The 16,588-nt window shown below is 45.9% G+C and carries 11 protein-coding genes; 6 read left to right on the top strand and 5 right to left on the bottom strand.

Annotation, left to right across the window (positions count from 1 at the left end; genetic code table 11):
* Positions 1–327: 327 nt before the first annotated feature.
* The 3 genes from QUA27_RS15435 to QUA27_RS15425 all read left to right on the top strand — a co-directional run bounded on the left by QUA27_RS15435 (position 328) and on the right by QUA27_RS15425 (position 4,543).
* On the top strand, positions 328–1,062 hold the full coding sequence (locus QUA27_RS15435) for a calcium-binding protein (RefSeq protein ID WP_333068906.1): 735 nt from the start codon (positions 328–330) through the stop codon (positions 1,060–1,062).
* Between the two features lie 71 nt (positions 1,063–1,133).
* Positions 1,134–2,936 (top strand): serine hydrolase, encoded by a 1,803-nt coding sequence (locus QUA27_RS15430; RefSeq protein ID WP_333068905.1) that lies wholly within the window; start codon positions 1,134–1,136, stop codon positions 2,934–2,936.
* A gap of 356 nt (positions 2,937–3,292) precedes the next feature.
* A complete protein-coding gene (locus QUA27_RS15425; protein WP_333068904.1) occupies positions 3,293–4,543 on the top strand; it encodes an alpha/beta hydrolase fold domain-containing protein in 1,251 nt (416 codons plus the stop codon).
* A 140-nt stretch (positions 4,544–4,683) separates the two neighbouring features.
* On the opposite strand, the gene QUA27_RS15420 is transcribed toward QUA27_RS15425, so the two are convergent.
* On the bottom strand, positions 4,684–4,932 hold the full coding sequence (locus QUA27_RS15420) for a hypothetical protein (RefSeq protein ID WP_333068903.1): 249 nt from the start codon (positions 4,930–4,932) through the stop codon (positions 4,684–4,686).
* Positions 4,933–5,440: 508 nt separating this feature from the next.
* On the opposite strand from QUA27_RS15420, the gene QUA27_RS15415 reads away from it, so the two are divergent.
* The 3 genes from QUA27_RS15415 (at position 5,441) to QUA27_RS15405 (ending at position 11,833) form a co-directional block, all read left to right on the top strand.
* Positions 5,441–7,615, top strand: coding sequence for a glutamine synthetase III family protein (locus QUA27_RS15415; RefSeq protein WP_333068902.1), 2,175 nt, complete (start codon positions 5,441–5,443; stop codon positions 7,613–7,615).
* Positions 7,616–7,865: 250 nt separating this feature from the next.
* Complete coding sequence (locus tag QUA27_RS15410; protein ID WP_333068901.1) at positions 7,866–8,960, top strand: BMP family protein; 1,095 nt, start codon at positions 7,866–7,868, stop codon at positions 8,958–8,960.
* Between the two features lie 41 nt (positions 8,961–9,001).
* Complete coding sequence (locus QUA27_RS15405; protein ID WP_333068900.1) at positions 9,002–11,833, top strand: PAS domain S-box protein; 2,832 nt, start codon at positions 9,002–9,004, stop codon at positions 11,831–11,833.
* A 352-nt stretch (positions 11,834–12,185) separates the two neighbouring features.
* Here the strand turns inward: QUA27_RS15405 and QUA27_RS15400 are convergent, their stop codons facing one another.
* The 4 genes from QUA27_RS15400 to QUA27_RS15385 form a co-directional block, all read right to left on the bottom strand.
* On the bottom strand, positions 12,186–13,595 hold the full coding sequence (locus tag QUA27_RS15400) for a cation:proton antiporter (protein ID WP_333068899.1): 1,410 nt from the start codon (positions 13,593–13,595) through the stop codon (positions 12,186–12,188).
* Between the two features lie 126 nt (positions 13,596–13,721).
* On the bottom strand, positions 13,722–14,495 hold the full coding sequence (gene hisA, locus QUA27_RS15395; protein ID WP_333068898.1) for a 1-(5-phosphoribosyl)-5-[(5-phosphoribosylamino)methylideneamino]imidazole-4-carboxamide isomerase: 774 nt from the start codon (positions 14,493–14,495) through the stop codon (positions 13,722–13,724).
* Positions 14,496–14,626: 131 nt separating this feature from the next.
* Complete coding sequence (locus QUA27_RS15390; RefSeq protein WP_333068896.1) at positions 14,627–15,304, bottom strand: TIGR02117 family protein; 678 nt, start codon at positions 15,302–15,304, stop codon at positions 14,627–14,629.
* A gap of 14 nt (positions 15,305–15,318) precedes the next feature.
* Complete coding sequence (locus tag QUA27_RS15385) at positions 15,319–16,521, bottom strand: glycoside hydrolase family 10-like protein (protein ID WP_333068894.1); 1,203 nt, start codon at positions 16,519–16,521, stop codon at positions 15,319–15,321.
* Positions 16,522–16,588 lie beyond the last annotated feature (67 nt).

Here is a 16,588-nt window from a genome sequence, read left to right as displayed (position 1 = left end):
GGCGGTTGAGAAACCGGGTTTTTTTACGAAAATACGCAGGTTGTGACCCGCAGATTCGGTAAAAAACCCGGTTTCTTTGGTGAGAGTGCGTCCAGGAGTGACCTAAAAATTACGATCGCCAACCTGACTTTTTCCAACTTGAATATTTTGAGTACCTGATTTTTTCGGATATATCATTACCAAACACCATTTTTTTGGCTTTTAAATTACCTGATTTTATTCCCATTGTCGCTCACTCGATTTGAGAACAAACTGGTTTACATAGAACAAATTGCTTTGGTCGCAATTGCTATTGCACCAAGTCCACAACAAGAAGGAGCAACAGAAATGTCATCAGTTATCAACGGTACTCAATTCGACGACAACAACACTGTCAACGGCAACGGTCAATTCCACCAGTCCTTAGTTGGAGACGATTGGACGATCGACGGTCAAGGTCAAATTCAGATTGCAAATGATACAATCTACGGCTATCAAGGCAACGATAAATTGTTCGGCCGCGGCGGAGATGACCTCCTCTACGGCGGCTTCGGCAGCGACAATTTAAATGGCGACGCCGGCAACGATAAATTATACGGCGAAGCTGGCGAAGATTTCCTATACGGAGGCAGCGGTAAAGATACCCTATCGGGAGGGCTTCACAACGATTATCTATTCGGAGGAAGCGGCAAAGATTATCTCATCGGCGGCGACGGCAGCGATTACCTTGACGGTGCTAATTTTTCTGGTGCTGGTAACGGTATCGGCGCAGGTAGCGAATCCGATTCTCTCGCCGGCGGCGCGGGAGCAGACACATTTGTACTTGGCAACGTTAATAACGTTTACTACCTGGGAACTGGCCATGCTACAATTACGGATTTTACATTAGGTCAAGATAAAATCCAAATTAAAGGTAATTTAGCGGACGGCTATTCCCTTAAAATCGGCGATTGGAACGGCAACAATGTTCAAGATACTGGTATCTTCTACCAGGATAATTTGATTGGCGTTGTACAAAGCACAAACTTAACTAATGTCAACCCAAATCAAGTATTCTTATCGGCGCCTCCTATCCCTCAATAGCCTTAATTATCAATGTCAAAGGGCGGGTAGCATAGCACCGCCCTACTTTTTTAAATCTGGAGTTCTTTATCATGAGAAGTGCGAATTGTCGCCAAAAAATCAACAGACTTTTTTACACAAGTTTGACTTTGATTTCAGCTATCCTCTTAGGAGGGTTGGGAAAGCTTTCCGAGTACAACAACAACACAGCTTTAGCGCAAGAAAACATCCCCATTAGCGGTAGCGGTGACGCGCAACTCCAGCCGATTTTGCAATCGTTGACAGAATTCATGCGCCACCGCTGCGTCGGTGCGGCCGTACTCGGTGTTTCTGTTAAAGGTAAACCGGTCGGTGTGTGGGGTTTAGGCCGCATGAAAGGCAGACCTACTAATAACTGGAATCCGGCTTGTGGCGACGATATGCAGGCGACTCTGGCTCCCCCTGTCGCGGCAGATACCCCCATGCGCATGGGCAGTATCAGCAAGCCTGTTACCTTTGCAATGGTGCGCTGGGTGCTTAAACAGACGGCGCGCGATCGGGCCGGTTTAGAACTGACTGACGACCAAATTGAAGGGATGAAATTGTTCGACCCCCAGCATTATCCGCCGCTAATTCCAGGTTTGAACAAGCAATATCCAGTAGCGATTATCCCTGAAAAATTGCACGCCGTATTTTCGGGGAAAGTAAAATTTCCCGTTGCAGTTAAAGATAGTAGTTGCGCCAATCTTAACTCAGGATTTGCCGACAAACAGTGGCAAAACGTCACCCTCGGACATTTTTTGTCGCACCGATCGGGACTTCAGCGGAGCGCGCCCAGATACGGTCAAGATATGATTGCAAATTTGCCAGTGCTTCGCAATCTGAAAACCCCAGCAGATTTCCAATCACAAGAACAGCTACTTGTCAATGAGTGGGGTAGTAAATCTGTCATTTCAGCTAAAAATCAACTCGGCATTTCTCCTAGCGCCGGCTATTTTTTGCCGAGTCCTACCTTAGAAGAATCTATGATGGTTTTGGCTGGGCGATGCCTTCAGTATCCTCTCGGTCAATATCATTATTCCAATACCAGTCCCGCATTTCCTACGATTATTTTGCAGCAGCTTGTAGCTTCCGGCAGCTATGCTGCTAAAATGGGTAAACCAGCAACTCATCAAGGTTCTGCTTTAGAGGTTTTCTTCAAAACCGAATTAGGAATTTCTACTGCGGCTGACCGGGGAATTTTCATGAGCCAAGAAGTAGAAAATATTGGCGAGCGCGAACCTAAAAAACGGCATTGGAACGGGAAAAATTACTATGGTCAAGGATGGGATTTGAAGCGACCGCACTGCATCTGGAAGGGTAGCTTCTGCGATTTTGCTACTTGGCTAAACCCGAAGCCGGGTAGAATAAATTGGTCTTGGAATTTAAGCCAAGTTCCGTTTAGCAGCAGAAACACTGATTTGAGTCCTGGTACTGGTTCGCTGGCTGCGGAAGCTGAAGTTTTTCTCAAATTCATGTCAGAACATTGGGTGGGCGGTTATGAGAATAACCCGCGCATCGGAGAAAAGCGAAACCAGGTTTGGAATCGATATACTGCCCACAACGGAGCGCTTGACGGCACTCATGCTTGGGCAATCCAGCTAGGGGGAAATAATAATCCGAAAGAGTGGAAATTGCCCCCGCTGGACGATCGAGGTCGCATCCTTGATGATTTTGCTAATTTGAAGATGTATGCGCGTGTGTTGCCGGATGGAGTTGATGTTTTTGTGGCTGTGAATCAAAGGGCGGACAAGAAATGTGTTGAGGCTAAAAGCTACAATTGCGGGGATGCTTACGGACTTTTGGATAATTTTATTATGTACGGTATTTCTCAGGTAAATTGGAATATGGTTGCATCTCGTGCAGTTAAAAAATAGAAGTTTTAATTCTATAAAATGTTTTTTTTGTAGAGTTTAACAGCTAAAAATATTTTTATTAACCTCGTAAAATGCTTGTGACGCAGAGTTAATTATCAGCGAGGTAAAATCCATTCGCAAGAATTGTTGCTCGCACAATGAGGTGATTACTAGACCTCTTGCAAAAGTCTTTTTCATCAAATTTTCGGACGCTGCTCAAAGCAGTGCTTTGTTCTACAAGTGATTGCCATTCTCCGGCAGATATTGAAATTATCTGCGTTAATCTGTGTTAATCTGCCTTAATCTGCGGTTTTCTTATCAATCTAGGAACTGCCATATTAGTTTAAGCTGAGAAAAAATTAGGCTGAGACAATCCGATGATCCACAAGAAGAACCGCAAAAAGTTAGCCTTATTAGCCGCGTTCTTAGTCTCGCGATTTATCCCTTGGTTCTTGAGTGCGATCGCACTATTTCTCAGTTTCTGGGTCATCGTACCAGCACCCACGATGTTCCTGTACCCTTTGGCGGTGGGAGCACCAGAAATCAGTCCTTGGTTGGTCGGTATCAATACGATCGCTCTTCTGCTGAACCTCCTCAGACGGCATCAAGGCAAAGTCTACATTATTTTGTTAATTTGTAACCTGTTCGCCCTCATCCTGGGCCTCCTACCCCTGATTCAGTTCCCCGCAGCCAATGCAGCGGTAGCTACCCAAATGCAAGCAGTTCTAGGGGAAAACTATTTAGCAGCCATTCCTCAAGCCGATCGCGCCCAGCTACGCCCTCAACCGTTTATCCTCGCAGATGCGTTCCGAGGAATTCCGATTAGAGACGTTAGGATCGATCGGGCTATTGGATTTGCCAACCCTGACGGAGTTTCACTGCAACTAAACCTTTATCGGCCGATGCAAATTGGCAAATATCCGGCGATTATCACCCTCTACGGGGGAGCTTGGCAAAGAGGCAATCCCGATGCCAATGAGGAATTCAGCCGCTACATGGCCGCCCAAGGCTATTGTGTGGTTGCAATTGATTACCGCCACGCTCCCAAGTATCGATTTCCTGCTCAGCTTGAGGACGTACAAGCCGCTCTTTCCTATATCAAAACTCATGCTGCTGATTGGGAAATCGATCTCGATCGAATTGCTCTGATGGGAAGGTCTGCTGGTGCCCATTTAGCAATGCTAACTGCTTATAATTCTAGTGTGCTTCCAGTTCGAGCAGTGGTGAACTATTACGGGCCAAATGACCTGATCCGGGGATACAATGACCCACCTTTTCCTGATGCCATAAATGTTCGAGCCGTCTTGCGTGCCTTTTTGGGAGGAACCCCAGACGAACTCAATGAGCTTTACCGGCGGGCTTCTCCCATAAATTATATTAAACCCAATCTTCCCCTTTCTCTACTGGTTTATGCAGGTCGCGACCATATAGTTCAGGCTAAGTTTGGTCGATCGCTCTACGAACGATTGCGAGCCACGGGCGATCGAGCTATTTTGCTCGAAATTCCTTGGGCTGAACACGCCTTTGATGCAGTTTTTAATGGACCGAGCAATCAACTTGCTTTGTACTACACAGAACGCTTTTTGGCTCATGCTCTGAAGTCTTCGGATTACCAACGAGTTAAATAAAAGTTTAAAATTTACTCATTTACTATCAATAAACGTCGTCTCAAACTGTCTGATAAATTCCTCTAAATCTCTTAATTTTAAATTCATAGAAATCCCCATTACGGCGCCGAGAAAGTTTTGTGGTGTGGCTGAATCAAAGCTTACCCCGTCAGTGGTGCGACCACCACGGGGGGATTGCTCCTACAAAATTCATACCCGAATTCAGCAACGTCAAAGCGAGAGCCGTTTCTTGGCACACTATATATAGTGTGGCTGGGTAAGTCCTGTAAATGTACGATCGCCCTCTGTTTCAGCGCCCCGCGTCCTGATACACTGAAATCCTGCGGTTGTGCGATCGGTGCGATCGACCCTTCGGAAAAAAAACTAAACTTCTGTAGCCTAGAATACATTTATTTGGTTAATGATTGTTTAAACTCTCCAAGTGTAGATTGTGTACTCTCCATAATTCTCCAAAACCCCTAAACGAGTGCGTTGTTTGCTGGACTGCGATTTATCGATCGTCGAACCGTTAAAAACCATAAGTAGTTTTGACCTGAATTCATCGGAAATGATTCGCACAAAATTTTTGAGCTGACCAGGGTGAAGATTAGTTACTAAATCTGTGCAGCGCAGACATCTATCATGTTGACTCAAATTAGTACAGGCTCTTGTCATCTATTTTATTGCTGCTAATAACCGAAATCCAACCGCATCTCACACTGGATTGTCACGCCCGATGGGCGAAGTGATAGGGCCTCGCTCATCCAATCTTTTAGAGCCTGCCAAAAAAGGCATTCTGCCCAAAGTTAGCTTTGACTAAAAACGTTGGGTAAATCCAACATATTTGTCAATCGTTAAACTTTTGCTAACATCTATTTTTTCACAACTACTCGTCCTGCAACCCCAATAAAAATAACCATGAGTGGAAACGAATCGCGCGTTCAAGCAATTTCTCAAATCGTCAACCGCAAACTGATGCCTTGTCGGCCTCCCAAGCGGTTAGAAGATATGTGGGCAACAGACGTTTTTAGTCTGAGCAAGATGCAAGAAAGTCTGCCCAAAAGTATTTTCAAATCAGTAAAAAACACCATTCAAACCGGCCAAAAACTAGATGATTCCGTCGCTGATGTAGTTGCAGCCGCAATGAAAGACTGGGCTATTTCCAAAGGAGCCCTGTACTACGCCCACGTATTTTACCCGCTAACCAACAGCACCGCCGAAAAGCACGACGGTTTCATCTCAGTGCAAGGCGACGGGTCCGTCATTTCAGAATTTGCAGGCAAAGTTCTCGTACAAGGGGAGCCCGATGGCTCCTCATTCCCCAACGGCGGCATCCGTTCCACCGCCGCAGCTCGCGGATACACAGCCTGGGATGTCACCAGCCCTGCTTATGTCATGGAAACAGACAACGGCATGACATTGTGCATTCCCACTGTTTTCATCTCCTGGACAGGTGAAGCCTTAGACAAGAAAACGCCGCTTTTACGTTCCATTGCCGCAATGAACAAAGCAGCAACCCGAGTGTTAAAGCTATTAGGAAATACCGAAGTTGCTCCGGTCAATTCCAGTTGCGGCTCCGAACAAGAATACTTCCTGGTAGATGCCAATTTCACCACCAGCCGCCCCGATTTACTGCTAGCAGGTCGCACCCTTTTCGGCAAACCTCCTGCGAAAGGTCAGCAATTTGACGACCACTATTTTGGAGCGATTCCAGAGCGCGTTCAAGTCTTCATGCAGGAAGTAGAAGAAAAAATGTACCGGCTGGGAATTCCTGCCAAAACCCGCCACAACGAAGTAGCTCCCGGTCAGTTTGAAATTGCACCAGTTTTTGAAGCTGCAAACGTCGCCAGCGACCACCAACAATTAACCATGACAATTCTCCGCAACACTGCGAAGAAACACGGTTTTATGTGCTTGCTGCACGAGAAGCCTTTCGCCGGCATTAACGGTTCCGGCAAACACGTCAACTGGTCGGTCGGCAATGCCACCCAAGGGAACTTATTAGACCCCGGCGATACACCGCACTCGAACATACAATTTCTAGTTTTCTGCGGCGCTGTGATTCGCGGAGTTCACAAATACGGCCCGCTGTTGCGCGCCGTAGTTGCTACTGCCAGCAACGACCACCGATTGGGTGCAAATGAGGCTCCACCAGCAATTATCTCTGTCTATTTGGGTTCGCAATTAGAAGATATCTTCGGGCAAATTAGCCGGGGAGAAGTTAAGGACTCTAAAGGTCGGGGAATTATGAACTTAGGTGTAGAAACACTGCCTACTTTCATGAAGGATGCTGGGGACAGAAACCGGACTTCGCCCTTTGCCTTTACTGGCAACCGATTTGAATTCCGTGCAGTAGGTTCCGGTCAGTCTGTTTCCGGGCCGCTGGTGGCGATGAATACAATTCTTGCAGATTCTTTGGACTGGATTGCTAACAAATTAGAAAGCGATTTGGCTAACGGAACTGAACTGAATGCTGCCATCCAAACACTTCTTAAAGAAGTGATGGACGAGCACGGTGCGGTTGTATTTGGCGGCAACGGCTATTCGGAAGAATGGCACAAAATGGCTGTTGAGGAACGGGGTTTAGCTAACTTGCGGACTACGGCAGATGCTTTGCCCGTTTTGAAAGAAGGATACATTGAAGACTTGTTTGAAAAGACAGGTGTTCTGACTCCCGTTGAATTGGAAAGCCGTTACGATGTTTATGCTGAGCAGTATTTGCTGGCAATTGAAGTCGAAGCAAAACTGGTAATAAGCATGGCAAAAACCATTATTTACCCCGCAGCGGTGAGGTATTTAGCTGAAATTTCCGGCACGGTTTCTAAGTTGAAAGAAATTGGGATTGAACTGGAAAAGGAAACTGCCGAAAAAGTAGCGGTGCTGGTTAAGTCAATGATGGATACTGCGACCAAATTGAGTTCTGCTTTGAGCAAGCACGATTTTGATTCGACAGAAGAACATATGCAGTATGCTTCGCAAACAATTCGTCCTTTGATGGATGAGGTTCGCAAGTATGCGGATGCTCTGGAAGGTGAAGTGGCTGATGATTTGTGGCCACTACCTACTTATCAAGAAATGCTGTTTGTTAAGTAGTAGCAAACAAATTGGGTTAATTGCAGGTTAGATTTGTAAGGACACGGCACTGCCGTGTCCTTACTTGTTTTTGAGCTTAAATGAGTGTGACGCTGAATCTGTCAATCGATTTGAGATTTGAGATTTGAGATTGAAGCCTTGACCCCATGGATAAATTGGGGGGGCAAGTTTCATCGGATACAGGTTTTTTATTTCTCCACGGATGAATCCGGGGGCTTGTATCCTGGATGCTTTCGATCAGACTCATTAAATGCGAGCGAGAGTAAGATTGGTGAAGATTGTTGAGATACCCTTCGACAAATTTATCCGCGTAGAAAAAGTAATATTGCTGCGAAAAGCTATTATGCGAATTCAATCTTTCTTGAAACAAATGACTCTGGCGGCTCTAGCTCTAATTTTTGCGATCAGTTGCAGTCGATCGACTCCGAACGTAAACTCTTCCCCTGAAGCAAGTACCTCTAGCAGCTTTAGGGTGGCGTTGGTCGTCACAGGTTCCAAAGACAACAACAGTTGGGCTCAAGCCTGCTTTGAAGGGTTAAACCTAATCAAAGATAAATTTAATGCTCAGGTAGACTTTACAGGCATTGACGGTGAAGATAGTGAAGCTGCCCTTCGCAAATATGCCCAGTCAGGCTATGACCTGGTAATTGCAGCCAGTGGTGGCTATATCAAAGCGGCCGAAAAGGTCGCTAAAGAATTTCCGCAAACGAAATTTGCCCTGTTTACCACGTATCCAGGGAATAACACAAATTTGGGGGCTGTTGCTTTTCGATCGGGTGAGGTGGGATACCTTACAGGTGCTTTGGCTGCCATGAAGACCAAAAGCAATAAAGTTGGCTATATTGTGGGTCAACCTTATCCGGTTTACAAAGAAGAAGAAGCCCTGTTTAGGCGGGGAGTGAAGGCAACGAATCCCTCTGTTCAAGTTTCGACTGCTTTTCTCAACAGTTGGATTGATACGGACAAAGCCATTAAAGTCGCAACGGATATGGTTGCCTCTGGAGTAGATGTTTTGACAATCAACGCGGATGAGGCAGGATTAGCCGCGCTAAAAGCCGTTACGCAAAAGCCAGGAGTCCTTGTGATTGGTTGGGCCAAGGATCAGTACGAACAGGCTCCCGGCAAAGTCCTAACTAGCGTTCTGCAGGACATTCCCAATCTGGTGCTCAATGTGGCAGTGTTAACCCAGCAAGGTCGCTGGGAAGGAAAACTTTACAAGTTTGGACTCAAGGAGAAAATCTACGACTTTGCTCCTTTCCGTGGTAGTCTCACGTCTCAGGAAGAGGACACTTTCAACACCATCCGAGAAGCTGTGACGACTGGCAAAATCGATGTTTCTCCTTAGTGCGCCGATTAATTGATTTACCAATATTGATCCTAAGTCCGATGAAAAATCAACGCAACGATCGCGCTCTTCCGATTGCCAAAAGCTCCCCTTCACATCTCTGGCAACGCTTCTTTTCTATTGCACATCAGCTCCGCTATGGTTTGATATTTTTGGTTCTTCTGAGCTTACTGCCCACAGGTGGCTTGCTGATCTACCTCAGCTTTCAGGCGCAGATCCAGCAATCGCGATCGCTCCAAGAAGAGCGTAGCCAGACAGCAGCAGGGCAGATTGATAATTATCTAGATGACTTGAAACGAAAACTGAGCTATTTAGCTAGGGTCAAAGGACTCACAAACTTTCAACCTCAGGCGCAGCAGAGCCTGTTGGAAGGGTTGACTCGTCATAATGATGCTTATGAAGCCGTTGCCATTTTGAACCGGAAGGGACAAGTTGTCGCGTCAGTTTCACCCTACCAACCGCTCAAGTTAGAAAATCCAGCCAATTTGCCACTGTTTATTCGTGCCTTTAAACAACAGGAAGATTATGTCAGTCCTGTAGAAATTAATCCTCAAACCCACGAACCAAAAACCATTCTGGCGGTTCCGATTCGGAATGAGCGAGATGAGGTGGATGGGGTGCTATTAGCGCAGCTAAATCTCAACTTTCTCTGGTTTGTTGTTTCCCAAACGGAGGTTGGCAAGACGGGTTATGTCTATGTAGTCGATGAGCGTAATTTTGTCATTGCTCAAAAGGGTAGTAAGCCACAAACATTTCAACTTCAAGATATTTCTAAGCGCCCTTTCTTTCAATTCTTGAAAGCATCCGAAGATACTAAGCGCCTTAACGTTTATCCGGGTCTAAAGCAGGTAGAAGTATTGGGAGCCAGTGCCTTAGTTCGGAGCGTGAATTGGAATGTGGTTGTAGAACTGCCAACGGCTGAAGCCTATGCTCCCGTTTACCAAATGCTCTCAGTTATGGGAGGCTCATTGGCGGTGGTGACGATCGTTGCTGTTGGCATTGGCTTTCTATTTATTCGGCAAATTGTGGTGCCGCTACAGCGCTTAACCACGGCAGCTACTGAACTCAGTGGGGGGCAATTAGAGACACGGGTCAACATCGACAGCCAAAATGAACTGGGGACATTGGCGATCGCATTTAACAATATGGCAACCCAGTTAGAGGAACTGATTACAGCAGTTGAAGTGGAACGCAATTTCGTTTCAGCCATTCTTGAAATTGCAGGTGCCCTGGTAGTTGTGCTCGACCCCCAGGGACAAATCGTTCGCTTTAACCGAGCTTGCGAACAAATCACTCATTACTCGTTTAGTGAAGTGAAAGGGCGCTACATTTGGGACTTGTTCCCGAACTCAGACTTAGCTAGACAAGCCAAAACTGCTTTTGAGTCTTTACAATCTGGTAATTTTCCCCAGCAGTATGAAGGCAGTTGGGTGAGCAAAGATCAACAACTCAAACTTATTGCCTGGTCAGATACTGCTTTACTGGATGAGCGAGGTGAAATTGAGTACATCATCAAAACAGGGATTGACATTACTCAACGGAAACAGGCAGAAGAGGAACTCAAAGCGTCGGAGCAGCGGCTATCTTTTCTATTCCGCCAAAGTGCACTGGCAGTTGTGGAATGGGATTTAAACTTTAAAGTCACTGCTTGGAATCCAGCGGCAGAGCAGATTTTTGGTTACACGCCTACAGAGGCGATCGGACACCATGCCGCAGAATTAATTGTGCCTGCGTCTGCCCGAGAGGTAGTCGATCGAGTTATGAACGAGTTGTTGAGTCAGGTTGGAGGAATTTACAGTGTCAACGAAAATATTACCAGAGACGGCAAAACCATTATTTGCGAATGGTTCAATACGCCTTTAGTAGGGGATGCTGGAAAGATTGCTGGAGTTGCATCTTTGGCACTGGATATTACTGAGCGCACGCAAGCCGAAGCTGCGTTAAGGCAAGCAAAAGAGGAAGCTGAGGTTGCACTCAAAACCTTACAGCAAACTCAGGCACAGCTTATTCAGGCAGAGAAAATGTCAGGTTTGGGGCAACTGGTTGCTGGTGTTGCTCACGAAATTAATAATCCAGTCAACTTTATCTATGGCAACCTGAGCCATACTGCCGACTACACGCAAAATTTACTAAAGTTGATTCAGCTTTACCAGCAAACCTATCCAACTAATGCCCAAATTGAGGAAAAAATTGAAGAGTTCGATCTGGACTACATTAGTGAAGATTTGCCCAAAATGCTGACTTCAATGAAGGTAGGAGCCGATCGCATTCGTCAAATTGTCCTGTCGCTACGAAACTTCTCGCGGCTGGATGAGGCAGAAAAGAAGCCAGTTGATATCCACGAGGGAATTGACAGCACATTGATGATTTTGCAAAATCGACTGAAGGCAAAACCCGATCATCCTGCTATTGAAATTGTTAAAGAGTACGGCGACTTACCGCTGGTAGAGTGCTATGCCGGACAGTTGAACCAAGTCTTTATGAATATTCTGGCAAATGCGATCGATGCTTTAGAAAACTACGACAATCAGCGTTCTCCAAAAGACATCCAAAAAAATCCCAGTCGCATCACTATTCGGACTAAGCTAGTCACAAACGAAACTGGGCCCGGTTATTCTAAAAACGTGGTGATTCAATTTCAAGACAATGGATCGGGGATGACGGAAACTGTTAGACAAAAGGTGTTCAATCCCTTCTTCACCACAAAACCAACTGGTAAAGGAACTGGATTAGGGCTATCAATCAGCTATCAAATTGTAGTTGATAAGCACGGTGGCTCCATCGAGTGCTTCTCTCAACTCCATCAAGGAACAGAGTTCCGAATTGAAATTCCTGTTTTGCAAAGCGGTGCTGTAGCACTCGTGGGTAAATAACTGCTATCACATTCCTCTATAAGCTGTTGGGCCTTTAAATTGTATCTCAAAAAAAATCAAAGTCTTGTGGGGTGGGCGTCCCGCCCGCCCTGAATATACAATTTAAATGCGCGACAGCTTAGCGTTTCTGATGATAGACACCTATGAAGCTAGCTAAAAATCGCGCTGGGATAGTTTATCGAACAGGTTTCGTGAGGGTTTGATGAACGGCATTGTGGGTTTTGAGAGGGATGTTATATCATTCCGGTGCAACGGGAATTGATATGAGTAGCAATGGAGACGATCGCCGGAAAGTGCAAGACCAGCCGATCGCCCCCAACCACCTCAAAACAGACTTAATATCATCCGCTAATTAAACGATTTTCTCGCTAGAAAGTTCCCCGCTCGCAGGAGGCTCTACCGTATCCCCAAAGGCAATCCGCAGAAAAGGCGGAGCCAAAAAAGTCGTCAGAATCACCATGATAATAATCGAGACTTCTAACGGTTTATCCAGAACCCCACTCGCGGAACCGATGCCGGCAAACACTAACCCGACTTCGCCCCGAGGAATCATCCCCACTCCGATCGCCAATCGATTGATTCCAGGCTGACCAAACACCACCCAACCAGTCACCAGCTTGCCCAAAATCGCAACCACAATCAAGAAAGCAGCAATCAAAAGACCAGCCCGATTATCCGGCACTGTTGGGTTCAAAACCCCCAAATCCGCCCGAGCTCCCACGCTTACAAAAAAGATGGGAACCAGGAAATCCGCGATCGGCTTCACCAGTTCATCTAACTCGTTGCGGGCATCGCTTTCATCCAACACCAAACCAGCCGCAAACGCACCCAAAATCGCTTCGAGATGAATTGCGTTGCCCAGAAAAGCCATGAAGAAAGCAAAGATAAATGCCGGGATGACTATATTGCCACGAGTTTTGAGTTTCTCCACCACAGCAGTGAAAGTTTTGTTGAAGATGCCGCCCAACAGAATAGAACCCAACAGAAACGCAGTTGCACTGACAATCAAATAGATGACATTAACAACATCAATCTCACCAGTTTTCGCTAAACTGGCGACAACAGCCAGGACAATAATTCCCAACACATCATCAATCACCGCCGCACCGACAATGATTTGACCTTCTTTAGATTTCAGCCGTCCTAGTTCAGACAACACTTTAGATGTAATTCCGATGCTGGTTGCCGTCAAAGCAGCCCCCGCAAAAATTGCTGGAATTGCCGCCGTGTGGAAAATTATCATCAAGCCCGCAGTACCAGCGGCAAAGGGAACTGCCACGCCGGCACAAGCGACAACAACGGCTTGAACCCCCACTTCTTTTAGTTGTCTGAGATCCGACTCCAAACCAATTTCAAACAGCAGAACAATCACGCCTAATTCAGCCAGCACTGAAATGACTTCACTCTGCGATTCAAAGACACTGGTGAGGGCGGCAGGAGACAGATGATTAATCGATTGCAGAACTGTCATAATCCCTGAGTCTGAGGCTGACAGCCCTGCTTCGGGAAAAACGATTAGGTGTAAAGCAGATACGCCAACAATTACCCCTGCTACAAGTTCACCCAAAACCGGCGGAAAATCGAAGTTTCTAGCCACTTCCGCGCCGATTTTGCTGGCGAGATAAATCACTACTAAACTGAGCAAAACTCCGCTGAGGACGATCGGCGAATTTTCTGCATCCACTGTTGCTAACAAAGGTATGGGAGCAACTAGGGATGCCATCCCAGAACTTAAAGCTGTAATTGTATAGTTCAAAAACATGGGTACGATGATGGTAAGAAAGACGATTCTACGCTGATTGTTGACTGTTGACAGTTGACTGTTGACTGTGAGTCGGAAAATTGATAACTGTTACATATTGGGTAGCCAGTTAACTCGACATAACTATCAAGCAAAGCTTGAAGAACCCACCTCTGGCGGTACATCCTGCCACCGCCCTTGTCCGACTGCTTGAATTGCTTCTTTTAGCAAGATATCGCCGGTATAAATTGCCCTACCGACGATCGCACTTTTGACACCAATGGGTTCCAAAGCCAGTAAACTTAACAAATCGGCGATCGAACTAACGCCACCGGAAGCAATCACGGGAATCGAAATAGCGTTAGCAATTTCGCGCAAAGATTCCAAATTCGGCCCTTCCATAGTACCGTCGCGGTGAATGTCGGTGTAAATAATTTCAGCGGCCCCTAACTCTGCCATTTTTTGCGCTAATTCTGTTGCTAAAACTTCCGAAGTTTCTAGCCAGCCTCTAGTCGCAACTTTACCATTTCTGGCATCTATTCCCACCAGAATTCTGCCGGGAAACTCGGCGCACAATTCGCCGACTAATTGCGGTTGTTCGACGGCGACAGTGCCGAGAATGACGCGCCGGACGCCTAAATTGAGGATAGCAGCAACAGAAGCGCGATCGCGCATTCCCCCACCTACTTGACAGGGAACGTCTACGGATCGGACGATCGCTTCAATGGCTGCTTGGTTGACTGGATGACCTGCTTTAGCGCCGTCGAGGTCTACTAAATGCAGCATGGTTGCGCCTTCATTTACCCACTGTCTGGCGACTTCGACGGGGTTGTCGTTAAAAGTCTGAGACTTCGCGTAGTCTCCCTGATACAATCTGACGCATTTTCCATCCAATAAGTCGATCGCTGGAATTACATTCATGATTTTTCCTCAAATTGCTAATTATACCAGTTAAAAAAAAGAATGCAACTTTAGGCAATCTCCCAACCCATACATAATCATTCATTCCCCATCGTTTAATCTAAAATCTCAAATCGTATTACCCATTACATTTATTTTTTACCTTCGCAACCGCTATTTAAATGAAACATAATAGCCGAAGAAAGGGTTGACCATAAAGGAGTATTGACATCAGCTTTTTGCAAAGCTTCGGCCGTCCAGTCGTTGCAAGTTCTCAAAATAGAGTAACTGCCTTTTGCTTCATAAAAACTGTCGCTGTTATCGTAGCCGTAGCTAATTTTCATTTTCTTACCTGCGGCGTCTAATTGGAAGGTATTTTTAAGAAAACTTATTATTTTAATATAATTCGCTCCACTAATTTTTACACATTTGGTTTCAATATTTTGGGGAGGAACCCGAAAACCTTGAACGTGTACGGTAGAGGGAGTAGGGAGAAATAGGGCTTTGAAAGCTGTAACTGGATTGATACTTCCTGAGGTGGGAGTTTCCAGCATAAAAGCTCTATCTCCCCAGCCAAAAGATAGATATTTATAATCAGAAGTGGCATCCCGCCCTATTTCTGTTAGCGGTAAAAATTGATTCCAGTCAAAATATTCATTTTTAACTGGAACAATAATTTCGGTGTGAATGCCTTCATTGGAAATGTATAGAGAGATTATGCAATCGGCTTGCGAGTAATTGCCCCACTTTCTAGGAGTGAGATAGCCAATTGTTAGGAAAGCAGTTAAAGATAAGGTGACTATTCCTAAGCGCTGTATGCTTTTTCTCATTTTAACCGTAGGTTTTAAATTTGGGCTTCGGAGGGGGGGCGCTGCATCTTTGTGGGAAAGAATTCTTGCAAAGCCGAATTGCGCTGTTCGGGGGTTTCGTTAGCCCAATTCGACAAACTTTCGTAGAAAAAGAAAGACACGCCCGCGAAATCTCTTTTTCGCACTTCTTGCACTTGTTCTTGAATTTGTTTGAGCGGCACCGAATTATTTTTAAGACCTGTTAAAATGCCGATCGCAGTTGGAATGTGAAGTTTAGCTAATTTGACTTCTTCCCGTTCCAGTTCGGCACTAAAACGCTTGATATCGCTGCGATAAATTTGCAATACAATTTCTTGGATGTAGCCACGTCTTTCCCAGGTAAACCAGTCCTGCAAGTGGGCGGGTAAAGAAAAGTGAAAAGGGTTCGGAGATAAGCTGACAATACATTTTTCTTTTCGGGATTTGATGGCGCGGGAAACTCGCCCCACGAAGTCATTGATTTTGTCAGCGCGCCAGCGCACCCAGAAGGTTTCGCGGGAGTCGTCGGAGGGAGGGCTTTTGATTTGTTCTTGATACATTAGCACTGTTCGTGGGTCGTAGCCAAATTCTACTGGCAAGCCGAAATGGTCGTCAAATTGAATGCCATCTATATCATAATTATCGACAATTTCTATGATTAAATCTAAGATAAATTGCTGAACTTCGGGATGAAATGGATTCAGCCAAACTCGATCGTGTTTGCCTTCTTTCCAAATAGTTGACCCGTCGCGTCGCTGCGCCAGCCAATCGGGGTGAAGTGCGGCTAATTCCGATTCGGCGGGAGCCATGAAACCAAACTCAAACCAGGGGATTACTGCTATACCTTTTTGATGGGATTGTGCTATAATTTCTTTGAGTATGTCTCGGTCTTTCAATCCGGGCGATGGGTCGATCGACTGTCCGAATGCTCGTTGGGCTGCCGCACTGGGATAAAGCGTATAGCCTCCTTGCCAAACCGTGGGATAGATGGTATTAAAATTGAGTTGAGCCAGTCGATTTACAGCGTCAATGATGTTGTTGCGGGAGAAAATAACGTCGCTGTCAATGTTAGTCAGCCAGACGCCGCGCAATTCGGTTGTTGGGGTTTGGGGGCGGGTTTGAGCCAACAGACGCGGGGATAATATGGCGGAGGAGGTAAGGGCGATCGCAAAAACAACTATTAAAGCCAGTATCCGCTGCCATTTGTGCAATTTAATCATCAATTTGTCGCAAATATGATTATTTTTAGACTGATATTTTACCGTATAATTAGCTTGTTAGCGTGCG

This window comes from Microcoleus harperi Pol14_C6 (genome assembly GCF_036701295.1).
Taxonomy (GTDB): domain Bacteria; phylum Cyanobacteriota; class Cyanobacteriia; order Cyanobacteriales; family Microcoleaceae; genus Microcoleus.
The sequence above is the reverse complement of the archived record's forward strand: the minus strand, read 5'-3'. Positions and strand labels throughout refer to the sequence as shown.